14 protein-coding genes are annotated in these 12718 nt (G+C 62.7%); 8 read left to right on the top strand and 6 right to left on the bottom strand.

Translation table 11 applies throughout. The annotated features are described in order from the left end of the window. Positions 1 to 147 precede the first annotated feature (147 nt). From C9990_RS01770 to pilG, 4 genes are read right to left on the bottom strand one after another with little or no spacing between them, the layout of a single operon-like run. Positions 148 to 2199, bottom strand: coding sequence for a methyl-accepting chemotaxis protein (locus tag C9990_RS01770; protein ID WP_106802394.1), 2052 nt, complete (start codon positions 2197 to 2199; stop codon positions 148 to 150). After that, complete coding sequence (locus C9990_RS01765; protein WP_065902122.1) at positions 2196 to 2720, bottom strand: chemotaxis protein CheW; 525 nt, start codon at positions 2718 to 2720, stop codon at positions 2196 to 2198. The genes C9990_RS01770 and C9990_RS01765 overlap by 4 nt, the downstream gene beginning before the upstream one ends. A 12-nt stretch (positions 2721 to 2732) precedes the next feature. Next, positions 2733 to 3098, bottom strand: a complete 366-nt coding sequence (gene pilH / locus C9990_RS01760) for a twitching motility response regulator PilH (RefSeq protein ID WP_014720320.1) — start codon at positions 3096 to 3098, stop codon at positions 2733 to 2735. Between the two features lie 46 nt (positions 3099 to 3144). Continuing rightward, complete coding sequence (gene pilG, locus C9990_RS01755; protein WP_010564379.1) at positions 3145 to 3552, bottom strand: twitching motility response regulator PilG; 408 nt, start codon at positions 3550 to 3552, stop codon at positions 3145 to 3147. 238 nt (positions 3553 to 3790) lie between these two features. On the opposite strand from pilG, the gene gshB reads away from it, so the two are divergent. The 7 genes from gshB (at position 3791) to C9990_RS01720 (ending at position 9896) form a co-directional block, all read left to right on the top strand. Then, positions 3791 to 4744 (top strand): glutathione synthase, encoded by a 954-nt coding sequence (gene gshB / locus C9990_RS01750; RefSeq protein ID WP_106802393.1) that lies wholly within the window; start codon positions 3791 to 3793, stop codon positions 4742 to 4744. A 77-nt stretch (positions 4745 to 4821) separates the two neighbouring features. After that, positions 4822 to 5730 carry an energy transducer TonB gene (locus tag C9990_RS01745; protein WP_065902126.1) on the top strand — a complete coding sequence of 303 codons (909 nt, stop codon included), beginning with the start codon at positions 4822 to 4824 and terminating at the stop codon, positions 5728 to 5730. 273 nt (positions 5731 to 6003) lie between these two features. Continuing rightward, positions 6004 to 6573 (top strand): YqgE/AlgH family protein, encoded by a 570-nt coding sequence (locus C9990_RS01740; RefSeq protein ID WP_065902129.1) that lies wholly within the window; start codon positions 6004 to 6006, stop codon positions 6571 to 6573. Further along, a complete protein-coding gene (ruvX, locus tag C9990_RS01735) occupies positions 6573 to 7010 on the top strand; it encodes a Holliday junction resolvase RuvX (protein WP_065902131.1) in 438 nt (145 codons plus the stop codon). The genes C9990_RS01740 and ruvX overlap by 1 nt, the downstream gene beginning before the upstream one ends. 82 nt (positions 7011 to 7092) lie before the next feature. Beyond that, positions 7093 to 7599, top strand: a complete 507-nt coding sequence (gene pyrR / locus C9990_RS01730) for a bifunctional pyr operon transcriptional regulator/uracil phosphoribosyltransferase PyrR (RefSeq protein WP_065902137.1) — start codon at positions 7093 to 7095, stop codon at positions 7597 to 7599. A gap of 24 nt (positions 7600 to 7623) precedes the next feature. Further along, on the top strand, positions 7624 to 8628 hold the full coding sequence (locus tag C9990_RS01725; RefSeq protein WP_065902138.1) for an aspartate carbamoyltransferase catalytic subunit: 1005 nt from the start codon (positions 7624 to 7626) through the stop codon (positions 8626 to 8628). Then, a complete protein-coding gene (locus tag C9990_RS01720) occupies positions 8625 to 9896 on the top strand; it encodes a dihydroorotase (protein ID WP_065902139.1) in 1272 nt (423 codons plus the stop codon). The genes C9990_RS01725 and C9990_RS01720 overlap by 4 nt, the downstream gene beginning before the upstream one ends. 144 nt (positions 9897 to 10040) lie before the next feature. Here the strand turns inward: C9990_RS01720 and C9990_RS01715 are convergent, their stop codons facing one another. After that, positions 10041 to 10469: a TM2 domain-containing protein gene (locus tag C9990_RS01715; RefSeq protein ID WP_106802392.1), complete on the bottom strand. Its 429-nt coding sequence runs from the start codon at positions 10467 to 10469 to the stop codon at positions 10041 to 10043. A gap of 250 nt (positions 10470 to 10719) precedes the next feature. Here C9990_RS01715 and C9990_RS01710 point away from each other — a divergent pair, with 250 nt between their 5' ends. Further along, positions 10720 to 11358, top strand: a complete 639-nt coding sequence (locus C9990_RS01710; RefSeq protein WP_106802391.1) for a C40 family peptidase — start codon at positions 10720 to 10722, stop codon at positions 11356 to 11358. A 305-nt stretch (positions 11359 to 11663) separates the two neighbouring features. Here the strand turns inward: C9990_RS01710 and C9990_RS01705 are convergent, their stop codons facing one another. After that, positions 11664 to 12698, bottom strand: a complete 1035-nt coding sequence (locus C9990_RS01705; protein ID WP_106802390.1) for a type IV pilus twitching motility protein PilT — start codon at positions 12696 to 12698, stop codon at positions 11664 to 11666. Positions 12699 to 12718: the final 20 nt, after the last annotated feature.

Raw genomic sequence — 12718 nt, 5'->3', positions numbered from 1 at the left:
TGTATTGCCAAGAACCCTGGAGATTCACTGTAGGCGCTGGCTTGCCTGCGATGGCGGTGGGTCAGCTGCTTATGTATCCACTGACAGTCCGCTATCCCAGGCAAGCCAGCTCCCACAGTTGGACTGTGGTGTTCTCCAGATAGCCTTTCAATCATCCACCTGTTTTGGCGGCGGCAGGGTGAACCCCGATACCGACCGGCGTAACTGGCTGGCCATCTTCGCCAGGTTGCCGATGCTCTCGGCAGTGGCGGTGGAGCCCGAGGACGTCTGGGTGGTGATCTGCTGGATCACGTTCATGGTCAGCGAGATCTGCCCCGCCGACGAGGTCTGTTGCTGCGCCGCGTTGGAGATACTCTGGATCAGTGCCGCGAGGGTTTTCGACACGCCTTCGATCTCTTCCAGCGCCACCCCGGCGTCCTGCGCCAGCCGCGCGCCGCGCACCACTTCGGTGGTGGTCTGCTCCATGGAGATCACCGCTTCGTTGGTGTCGGCCTGGATCGCCCGCACCAGGGTTTCGATTTGCCGGGTGGCGGCGGAAGAACGCTCGGCGAGGCGCTGCACTTCATCGGCCACCACCGCAAAACCGCGCCCGGCATCACCGGCCATGCTTGCCTGGATCGCCGCGTTGAGGGCGAGGATGTTGGTCTGGTCGGCGATGTCATCGATCAGGCTGACGATATCGCCAATCTCCTGGGACGACTCGCCCAGGCGCTTGATGCGCTTGGCGGTGTCCTGGATCTGCTCGCGAATGTTGTCCATGCCGTGGATGGTGTTGTGCACCACCTCGTTGCCTTTGTTGGCAATCTCCACCGAACGCTCGGCCACCGCCGAGGATTCAGCGGCGTTGGCCGAGACCTGGTCGATGGACTGGGCCATCTGGTTGATCGCGGTGGAGGCTTCGGCGATCTGTTGGGCCTGATGCTCCGAGGCCTGGGCCAGGTGCATGGCGGTGGCCTGGGTGTCCTGCACCGCGCCGGCGACTTGCCCGGCGGTGAGGTTGATGGTGGCGACCAGGTCACGCAGCTGGTCGACGGAATAGTTGATGGAGTCGGCGATGGTGCCGGTGAAGTCCTCGGTCACAGACGCCGTCACGGTGAGGTCGCCGTCGGCCAGGTCCTCGATTTCATCCAGCAGGCGCATGATCGCGTTCTGGTTGCGCTCGTTCTTCTCGGCGGTTTCATGCAGCTGGCGGTTGGTCTCGCGCACCATGACCAGGCCGATGAGGATGATCGAGGTCAGCGCCAGCAGGCCCAGCACGTAGCCGCCGATGGTGTCGAAGCTGCGCCCGCTGGCGAGGTTTTCAAAACCGGTGGCCAGGTGCGAGGCTTCATCGAGCAGGGTTTGCGACAGGTTGAAAATATTGCTCGCCGAAGCGCGCACCTGGAACAGCTGCGGCGAGGTCTCGAGGATTTCATCCACGGAGCCGGAGACAAACTCGAACAGCTCGGCAATTTCTGCCAGCCGCGCACGGGCGTCGCGGTCTTCGACCTGAGTGATGCGCAGCCCGGCGTTGCCCTGGAGCATGCCGTTGAGTACCTGGCCGAAGCGGTTGGCGTCGCGGCCGAAAGCGTCGGCGGCCTGCACGGCGGTTTCGTCGCCGGCGAGCACGGTATTCACCGCGCCGAGAATGCGCTCGGCCAGCAGCGACTGGCGCTGGGCCAAGGCCACCTGGCTGGCCGGGGCGCCGCGTTGCAGCAGGATATCGACGACTTTTTCCGACTCCATCTGCAACTGCGGCACGGTTTCGGCCAGGGTTGCCGCCACCTGGTGCAGGGACAGCACGGTCTGCTCGCTGGCGAGGATCGCGTCGGTGTTCTTCAGCAGCGCTTCCCAGTCGGTCTGTACCGCGCGCATTTCCGCACGTACGGCATTGGGCGCGGCGGGCAACCCGGTCTCAATGTCACCTTTTTTCAGGTAGCCCCAGCGTTGCGCGAAGTCGTTGCGCGCATCGCTCAAGAGCTTGAATGCAGCCGCCTTGCCGGCAGCGGCTTCGGTGGCGTTCTTGGCGATGCGCTGGGACAGCACGCGCAACTCACCGGCGTGACCGATGTACTGCTTGTCGTAGGTGGACTGGGTATTGAGGTACGCGAAGTTGGCGAACAACAGCATGATGAACACGATCAGCGCGATAAACAGCACGATGATCTGCGAGCGGCTGCGTGAAGCGGCCTGGGGTTTGGGCGTGGTCGGGGTGCTCATGCGGCAACATCCATGAAGCCTGGGGCCTGGGCCAGGGCGAAGGGGCTGAACACCTGCCACTGCTGGTCGCCATCGAACTGGCCCTGGATAAACGGTGCGGCGAAAGCTGCGCTCGCCCGCAGTGCGTCTTGTGCGAAATGCTGCATCCCCACCACCTCGTCTACCAGCAGCCCGACAAACAGGTCGTTGAATTCCACTACCAGCACCCGCCGCTGCTTGCGTGCCCGGGACAGTTCCAGGCCGAGAAACCCGCCCAGGTCCATCACCGGCAGCAAGCGCCCGCGCAGATTGGCCACGCCCTTGACCCACGGCTTGACCCCCGGCATCAAGGTGCAGCGCGGCTCGTGCAAGACCTCGGCGACTTCGCCCATGGGCGCCACATACCAATGCGGCCCCAGGCGAAAACCGATCCCGCTCCAGCGCTGCAGGCGGGTTTCCTGCGACGGCAGGTCGGCGGCCAGCAGGCGGCAGCGGCGGTCGATGTCCAGCAGCAGCTCGAAGGCGGTTTGCGACTCGGTCATCATCGCGAGCCTTTAGCCGGCCAGCACCTTGTTCAGCGTGGCGATCAGGGTTTCTTCATCCACCGGCTTGGTCAGGTAATCCTTGGCGCCCTGGCGCGCGCCCCAGATCTTGTCGGTTTCCTGATCCTTGGTGGTGATGATGATGATCGGGATGCCGTTGGTTTCCGGCTCCTTGGACAGCTGGCGCGTGGCCTGGAAGCCATTGAGCCCCGGCATCACGATGTCCATCAGCACGGCATCGGGCTTTTCCTGGCGGGCCAGGGCCACGCCGTCCGCGCCGTTTTCGGCCTTGAGCACCTGGTGGCCATGCTTTTCCAGCATGCCGGTGAGTTTGTACATTTCAGTCGGCGAATCGTCGACGATCAGAACGCGTGCCATGGTTTTCCCCACTACATTGGTCGGCGCCAGCCCTTGTGGGGCGGCGTCAGTGTGCTTGTTCTACTGCGGCGAACCCAGGCACGTAGGCCTTGATCGCGCCCAGCAGTTCTTCCTTGCTGAAAGGCTTGGTCAAAAACTGATCGACACCGACGATGCGCCCCTTGGCCTTGTCGAACAGGCCGTCCTTGGAGGACAGCATGATCACCGGGATCGACTTGAACGCCGGGTTGTTCTTCACCAGGGCGCAGGTCTGATAACCATCCAGGCGCGGCATCATGATGTCGACAAAGATAATGTGCGGGTGATGATCAACAATCCGGGCCAGGGCATCGAAACCGTCGATGGCCGTGATGACATCGCACCCCACGTTCTTCAACAGGGTCTCGGCGGTGCGGCGGATCGTTTTCGAATCGTCGATCACCATCACTCTCAAGGCGTTGGAATGCTGTTCCATATCTGCTCTACCATCGCCACAGCGAATCGGTTTTCGGTGTGTACTGCCTGATGTTGCACAGGATGAGCGCCGCAAGCCTTGGAATTCAAGGGCTGCTGCGCCGTGGCAGTCTTTTTAGCACAGTCTCCGGGCGCAATCTATCGAGCAACCGGCCAGGTGGTTTTTCCTTGACCCACAACAGCCGCAGCGCCACTCTGACGCCACTTTTATGCGCCTAATTTGCTAGAGGAAATCCCCCATGAGCGTTCGCGTCGGCATTGTCATGGACCCTATCGCCAGCATCTCCTATAAAAAGGACAGCTCGCTGGCCATGCTCCTGGCCGCCCAGGCCCGTGGCTGGAGCCTGTTCTATATGGAACAGCCGGATCTTTACCAGGGTGACGGCGAGGCCCGCGCGCGCATGCGCCCGCTGCAGGTGTTTGCCAACCCCGAGAAGTGGTTCGAGCTTTCGGACGAAATCGACAGCCCCCTGAGCGACCTGGACGTGATCCTGATGCGCAAGGACCCGCCGTTCGACATGGAATTCGTCTACTCCACTTACCTGCTGGAGCAGGCCGAGCGCGCCGGGGTATTGATCGTCAACAAGCCGCAGAGCCTGCGCGACTGCAATGAAAAACTGTTCGCCACGCTGTTCCCGCAGTGCACGCCGCCGACCGTGGTCAGCCGCCGCGCCGATGTGCTGCGTGAATTCGCCGCCAAGCACGGCGACGTGATCCTCAAGCCGCTGGACGGCATGGGCGGTACCTCGATCTTCCGTCACCGTGCAGGGGATCCGAACCTGTCGGTGATCCTGGAGACCCTGACCGCGCTGGGCACCCAGCAGATCATGGGCCAGGCCTACCTGCCGGCGATCAAGGATGGCGACAAGCGCATCCTGATGATCGACGGCGAGCCGGTGGACTACTGCCTGGCGCGCATCCCGGCGGCCGGCGAGACCCGTGGCAACCTGGCCGCGGGTGGCCGTGGTGAAGCGCGGCCGCTGTCGGACAAGGACCGCTGGATCGCTTCCCAGGTCGGCCCGACCCTGCGCGAAAAGGGCCTGCTGTTTGTCGGCCTCGACGTGATTGGTGAAAACCTCACTGAAATCAACGTCACCAGCCCCACCTGTATCCGCGAGATCGACAATGCGTTCGGCACCAATATTGGCGAAATGCTGATGGCGGCGATTGAGCGCAAGCTCCAGGCCAAGTGACATAGAACAGCCGGACATAAACCAACATTGCGTTATCATGCGCCACCTGTGAAACGCGCGATGTTGGTTTTCTTGTCATGACACTCCCGTCCGATCTGCCCCCCGAACTCTCCCACAGCGGCGTGCGCCCGGCTGATCGGCTCGGATTTACCCTGTTCCTCGCTGCACTGATTCACCTGGCCTTGATCCTCGGCGTGGGGTTCACCATGGTCGAACCCAAGCAGATCACCCAGACCCTGGAAATCACCCTCGCCACGTTCAAGAGTGAAAAACCGCCCGAAAAGGCTGACTTTCTCGCCCAGGACAACCAGCAGGGCAGCGGCACGCTCGACAAGAAAGCGGTGCCCAAGACCACCGAAGTGGCGCCGTTCCAGGACAACAAGGTCAACAAAGTCACCCCGCCACCGCCTGCGCCCAAGCCTGAGGTCAAACAGGCTGCGCCCAAGGCCGCCGTGACCACCGTCGCGCCCAAACCGCAAAAAGCCCCGACCCAGCGCGAAAAGGCCAAGACCGAGCCGCAGCCCGAGCCTGTAAAGCCGGCGCCCACGTTCGACAGCTCGCAGCTCTCCGACCAGATCTCCAGCCTCGAAGCCGAACTGGCCAACGAACAGCAGCTCTACGCCAAGCGCCCGCGCATCTACCGGTTGAACGCCGCGTCGACCATGCGCGACAAGGGCGCCTGGTATAAGGACGAGTGGCGCAAGAAGGTCGAGCGCATCGGCAACCTGAACTACCCGGATGAAGCCCGACGCCAGCAGATTTATGGCAATTTGCGCTTGTTGGTGTCGATCAACCGCGACGGCACGTTATATGAGGTGCAGGTGCTGGAGTCCTCCGGCCAGCCGCTGCTCGACCAGGCTGCCCAGCGCATCGTGCGCCTGGCCGCGCCCTTTGCGCCGTTCACCGGCGACCTGAATGACGTCGACCGCCTGGAAATCATCCGTACCTGGAAATTTGCCAAGGGCGACCGGCTGTCCAGTAACTGACACACCGCCCCCTGGCAGCCAGCAGGATTAATAGGGCGAACAGGCTTATTGTGGCGAGCGGGCTTGCCCCGCGTTGGGCTGCGCAGCAGCCCCACTCTTCTCATCGCGTTCCTGCTGAAAAACCGCAGTGTCAGATTTTAGGGCCGCTGCGCAGCCCAACGCGGGGCAGGCCCGCTCGCCACAGTGAGCCCGCCCACCACAGCAGCCCCGCTCGTGACAATTAGGGCCCGCCGCAGCTTGTCAGTTCGCGCCTCCCCCGCCACACTAGCGGACATGAAAAATGTCAGCCCGACCTACCTCAAGCACCAATTCCTGATCGCCATGCCCCATATGGCCGACCCGAACTTTGCGCAGACCTTGACCTATATAGTCGAGCACACGGCCAATGGTGCCATGGGGCTGGTGGTGAACCGCCCGCAGGAGCTGAACCTGGCGGATATCCTCGAGCAACTGCGCCCCGAGATCGACCCGCCGGCGCGTTGCCAGGGCGTGCCGATCTATATCGGCGGGCCGGTGCAGACGGATCGCGGTTTTGTGCTGCACCCCACCGGGCCGAAGTTCCAGGCCACGGTTGACCTGGAAGGTGTGTCGCTGTCCACCTCCCAGGACATACTGTTCGCCATCGCCGACGGCGTCGGCCCGGAGCACAGTGTCATCACCCTCGGTTACGCAGGGTGGGAGGCCGGGCAGCTGGAAGCCGAACTGGCCAGCAATGCCTGGCTGACCTGCCCGTTCGACGCCGACATCCTGTTCCACACCGCCAGCGAACTGCGCCTGGAGGCGGCCGCCGCCAAGCTGCGCGTCAACCTCAGCCTGCTCACCAGCCAGGCGGGGCACGCCTGATGGCTTTGCGCTTGATCCTCGGGTTTGACTACGGCACCAAACAAATCGGCGTCGCGGTCGGCCAGGTCATCACCGGCCAGGCCCGCGAGCTGTGCACCCTTAAAGCCCAGAACGGCGTGCCGGACTGGAACCAGGTCGAAGCCCTGATCAAGGAGTGGAAGCCCGACGCCGTCGTGGTTGGCCTGCCCTTGAACATGGACGGCACACCCAGCGACATGTGCCTGCGCGCCGAGAAGTTCGCGCGTCGCCTCAATGGCCGCTACAACCTGCCCTTCTATACCCACGACGAACGCCTCACCACCTTCGAAGCCAAGGGTGAGCGCCTGGCCCGTGGCGGGCAAAAGGGCAGCTACCGCGACAACCCCGTGGACGCCATCGCCGCCGCCTTGCTGTTGCAGGGTTGGCTGGATGAAAACACCGCTTTATTTGAATCCTGACTGACGCGGCTTGCCGCGTCTTTTTACGTTTGAGCCCGGACCTTGCCGTCACCCCGCCGCGCAAGGCCTAGAAGGAGCCACCATGAGCCTGCCCAATCCCGCCGAACTGATCAGCCAGATGGCGACGAGCCTGACGGCCCATCTGCAACACCGCGCCATCAGCGAACCGCGCTTCATCGGCATTCGCACCGGCGGTGTGTGGGTGGCCCAGGCGTTGCTGGAAGCACTGGGCAGCGATTCGCCCCTGGGCACACTGGATGTGTCCTTCTACCGCGACGACTTCAGCCAGAACGGCCTGCACCCGCAAGTGCGCCCATCGGCCCTGCCATTCGAGATCGAAGGCCAGCACCTGGTGCTGATCGACGACGTGCTGATGAGCGGCCGCACCATCCGCGCCGCCATGAACGAGCTGTTCGACTATGGCCGCCCGGCCAGCGTGACCCTGGTCTGCCTGCTGGACCTGGACGCCGGCGAACTGCCGATCAGCCCGGACGTGGTCGGCGCCACCCTGTCGCTTTCAGCCCACCAGCGGGTAAAATTGTCCGGTCCCACGCCGCTCGAACTCGAACTGCAAGACCTTGCCCTTTAAACCGCCTTGTAAAGAGTCCCCGCGATGACGCCTCTAGATGCCAAGCGCCCGCTGCAGCTCAATGCTCAGGGCCAGTTGCAACATTTCTTGTCCCTCGACGGTTTGCCCCGCGAACTGCTCACCGAAATCCTCGACACCGCCGACTCGTTCCTCGAAGTCGGTGGGCGGGCGGTGAAGAAGGTCCCGCTGCTGCGCGGCAAGACCATCTGCAACGTGTTCTTCGAGAACTCCACCCGCACCCGCACCACCTTTGAACTGGCGGCCCAGCGGCTGTCGGCCGACGTGATCACGCTGAACGTGTCGACGTCGTCGGCGAGCAAGGGCGAGACCCTGCTCGACACCCTGCGCAACCTGGAAGCCATGGCCGCCGACATGTTCGTGGTCCGCCACGGCGACTCCGGTGCCGCACACTTCATCGCCGAGCACGTGTGCCCGCAGGTCGCGATCATCAACGGCGGCGACGGCCGTCACGCCCACCCGACCCAAGGCATGCTCGACATGCTCACCATCCGTCGGCACAAGGGCAGCTTTGAAAACCTCTCGGTGGCCATCGTCGGCGACATCCTGCACTCGCGGGTTGCGCGCTCGAACATGCTGGCCCTGAAAACCCTGGGTTGCCCGGATATCCGCGTGATTGCGCCGAAAACCCTGCTGCCGATCGGCATCGAGCAGTACGGCGTGAAGGTCTACACCGACATGACCGAAGGCCTCAAGGACGTGGATGTGGTGATCATGTTGCGCCTGCAGCGCGAGCGCATGGCCGGTGGCCTGCTGCCGAGCGAAGGCGAGTTCTACCGCCTGTTCGGCCTGACCACCGCGCGCCTGGCCGGGGCCAAGCCGGATGCCATCGTGATGCACCCCGGCCCGATCAACCGCGGGGTGGAGATTGAGTCGGCGGTGGCCGACGGCAACCAGTCGGTGATTCTCAACCAGGTGACCTACGGCATCGCCGTGCGCATGGCGGTGTTGTCCATGGCCATGAGCGGGCAAACCGCGCAACGTCAATTCGAGCAGGAGAAGGCCCAGTGAAGCTCAGCATTCTTGGCGCCCGAGTCATCGATCCGGCCAGTGGCCTGGATCAAGTTACCGATCTTCATCTGGAAGCCGGCAAGATCATCGCCCTCGGCGCGGCGCCCGCAGGCTTCGCCGCCAGCGAGACCATCGACGCCAAAGGCCTGGTGGCCGCGCCTGGGCTGGTCGACCTGAACGTCGCCCTGCGCGAACCGGGCTACAGCCGCAAAGGCAACATCACCAGCGAAACCCGCGCCGCCGCTGCCGGTGGCGTGACCAGCCTGTGCTGCCCGCCACACACCAAGCCCGTGCTGGACACCTCGGCCGTGACCGAGCTGATCCTCGACCGCGCCCGCGAAGCCGGCAATTGCAAGGTGTTCCCCATCGGCGCCCTGAGCAAAGGCCTGGAAGGCGAACAACTCGCCGAGCTGATCGCCCTGCGCGACGCCGGTTGCGTGGCCTTCGGCAACGGCCTGGAAAGCTTTCGCAGCACCCGCACGCTGTGCCGTGCCCTGGAATACGCGGCCACCTTCGACCTGACGGTGATCTTCCACTCCCAGGACCGCGACCTGGCGGAAGGCGGCTTGGCCCATGAAGGCGCGGTCGCCAGCTTCCTCGGCCTGCCGGGCATTCCGGAAACGGCGGAAACCGTGGCCCTGGCCCGCGACCTGCTGCTGGTGGAACAAAGCGGCGTACGCGCACACTTCAGCCAGCTGACCAGCGCTCGCGGCGTGGCCCTGATCGCCCAGGCGCAGGCTCGCGGCTTGCCGGTGACGGCGGATGTCGCCCTGTACCAGTTGATTTTGACGGACGAGGCGCTGATCGACTTCTCCAGCCTGTACCACGTACAACCGCCCCTGCGCACCCTGGCCGACCGTGAAGGGTTGCGTGCGGCGGTCAAATCCGGCGTGGTCTCGGCGATCTCCAGCCATCACCAGCCCCACGAGCGGGATGCCAAGCTGGCGCCGTTTGGCGCGACCGAGCCGGGCATCAGCAGCGTAGAGCTGTTGCTGCCGTTAGCGATGACCCTGGTGGAAGACGGCCTGCTGGACCTGCCAACCCTGCTGGCACGCCTGAGTGCCGGCCCGGCCGAGGCCCTGCGCCTGCCGGCGGGCAAGCTGGCGGTGGGTGCGGCGGCGGACCTGGTGCTGTTTGATCCGGCCAGCTCCACGGTGGCCGGTGAGCACTGGCTGTCCAAGGGCGAGAACTGCCCGTTCATCGGCCATAGCCTGCCGGCGACGGTGCGCTACACCTTGGTGGATGGGCGGATCAGCTACCAAGCCTGATACAGCACATTGCTAATGTGGGCACGGTCAATGTGGGAGCTGGCTTGCCTGCGATAGCATCACCTCGGGTTGCCTGTTGCACCGAGGTGCCTGCATCGCAGGCAAGCCAGCTCCCACATTTGATTTCCTCCAGGCGGAAGAAATTTATCGTCCGTTATTGCGCTCGGCATTGCGGATCGAGACCTGGGTATTCAACGTCCAGAAGTCATACAGCACCCCCACCAGGAACAACCCGCCGGTCAGCAGGTAGATCAGGCCGGTGATCCATTTGCCCTGGTACATGCGGTGCACGCCGAATACGCCAAGGAACGCCAACAGAATCCACGCCACGTTGTATTCGATGGGCCCGGCGGTAAAACGCAGGTCCGCTTCACGGTCCATGGCCGGAATCAGGAACAGGTCGATCAGCCAGCCGATGCCCAGCAGACCGAAGGTGAAAAACCAGATCGTACCGGTCACGGGCTTGCCGTAATAGAAGCGGTGCGCGCCGGTAAAACCGAAAATCCAGAGCAGGTAACCAATCACCTTGCTGTGGGTATCTTGCTGCGGACCAATCTGTTGATAGGTGTTCATGCAGTACCTCTTTTGCTTCGATAGATAAATTTTTTCACTTTCTTTGTGACTTTTTTACGGGCGCCCGACGTACGGCCAATGGTATCTTCACTGCCCTGAAAGCCTTATGCCACCTGACTTGTGTAGGACAATTGCGGCGATTCGTCGCGTTTTTCCTGAATTTGACCCCAAGGTTCAGTCGACAAACGGCCTGAGAACAGCACAAAAAGCTGTTATAAAGTTGCGCGCAAACCCATAAGAGCCACGCCTAATGCGACCATTTTTCAAGACATGGCTAACCATCTGCCTATTAATGCCACTGGCCGCCCACGCCACCAATCGTGAGCAACGACTTCCTAACGTCAACGGTTTCACCCCTAAAGTCCACAGCACGCCAAGCACGGCCAAGTCGGTAAAGCAGACCGTCAACCGCCCGACTCAACTGAGCACGGTGCACGGCAAATCGGCGACACACCTGGTTGCCGCCAACACCAAGCAAAGCAGCAACGTCCTCAGCCGCGCCGTCAACGTGCTCGGTACACCTTATCGTTGGGGCGGCAGCAGCCCAAGTAAAGGGTTCGATTGCAGCGGTTTGGTGAAATATGCGTTTAACGACGTCGCCGCAGTGGATTTGCCACGCACTTCCAACGCCATGGCTGCCGGCCACGGGCAGAAGGTCGAGCGCAAGGACCTGAAACCGGGTGACCTGTTGTTCTTCAAGCTCAAGAGCCGCCAGGTCAACCACGTAGCCATCTACCTGGGCAACGATCGCTTCATCCACGCACCACGCCGTGGCAAGGCCGTCAGCATCGACACGCTGAAAAAGCCGTTCTGGGACAAGAACTACGTGATTGCCAAGCGCGTTCTGCCTAAAGAGCAAAACAGCAACCTGCGCGTCGTGCAGCGCTAGATCCAACCGGCAGCCGCCCTCCTGTTTGAAATGCAATCAAATGTGGGAGCGGGCTTGCCTGCGATGACGGTGTGTCATTGGCAGAGATGTCGCCTGACAGTGCGCTATCGCAGGCAAGCCAGCTCCCACATTGAACCTGCGTCGCGTCGAATATTGCGATCACACAGCGGATTATCCCCTGTGGGAGTTGTCGAGCCTTGGCGAGGCTGCGAAGGCGGTGTGTCAGCCAAAGAAAATGCCCGCAATGCCGCCTTAGCAGCCTCAATCGGGCTCGACAGTTGCTCCCACATTGATATCAGCGCTCTCTAGATATCTGCAGGCACCCTCGCCTTCTCCCTTGCATCCTCTCGGCTGACCAGCCCTTCGCTGACCAAAGCCTTCAAGCTCATGTCCAGCGTCTTCATCCCCAACGCCCCGCCGGTCTGAATCGCCGAGACCATCTGCGCTACCTTGTCTTCGCGGATCAAATTGCGAATGGCCGGGGTGGCCAGCATGATTTCATGGGCCGCCACCCGCCCGCCGCCGATCTTCTTGACCAGCACTTGGGCCACTACCGCCTGCAGCGACTCCGACAGCATCGAGCGGACCATGGCTTTTTCCCCCGCCGGGAACACGTCCACAAGGCGGTCCACGGTCTTTGCCGCCGACGATGTGTGCAGGGTGCCAAAGACCAGGTGGCCGGTCTCAGCGGCCGTCAGCGCGAGGCGGATGGTTTCCAGGTCGCGCAGTTCACCCACCAGGATCACATCCGGGTCTTCGCGCAGTGCCGAGCGCAAGGCCGTGGAAAAGCTATGACTGTCGCGGTGGACCTGGCGCTGGTTGATCAGCGCCAGTTTCGGCGTGTGGATAAATTCGATCGGGTCTTCCAGCGTGAGGATGTGCTGGCGTCGGTGCTGGTTGAGGTAGTCGATCATCGCCGCCAGGGTGGTGGACTTGCCGGACCCGGTTGGCCCGGTCAGCAGCACCAGGCCGCGCGGCAGTTGGGCGATACGCCGGAACACCTCACCCAACTCAAGGCCTTCCAGGCTCTGGACTTCACAGGGAATGGTGCGAAACACCGCGGCCATGCCGCGATCCTGCTGGAACACATTCGCCCGGAACCGCGCCAGCCCGGGCAGCGCGAAGGCGAAATCCGTTTCAAGAGATGTTTCGAAATCCTTTTGCTGGTATTTGTTCAGCAACGGGCTCAACAAGTCTGCCACTTGCGGGGCCGAAAGCACCGGGCAATCCAGCGGCCAAACCTCGCCATCGATTCGCAACATGGGCGCAAGGCCTGCCGACAGGTGCAGGTCAGAGGCGCCACGACGCACGCTGGCCGTGAGCAATTCAGTGATATCCATAGGGCTTTCCATTTCCAGTA

Source organism: Pseudomonas sp. S5D5 (assembly GCF_003013355.1).
GTDB lineage: Bacteria > Pseudomonadota > Gammaproteobacteria > Pseudomonadales > Pseudomonadaceae > Aquipseudomonas > Aquipseudomonas aylmerensis.
Note: the sequence above shows the minus strand (reverse complement) of the source record. Positions and strands in the feature narration are given on the sequence as shown.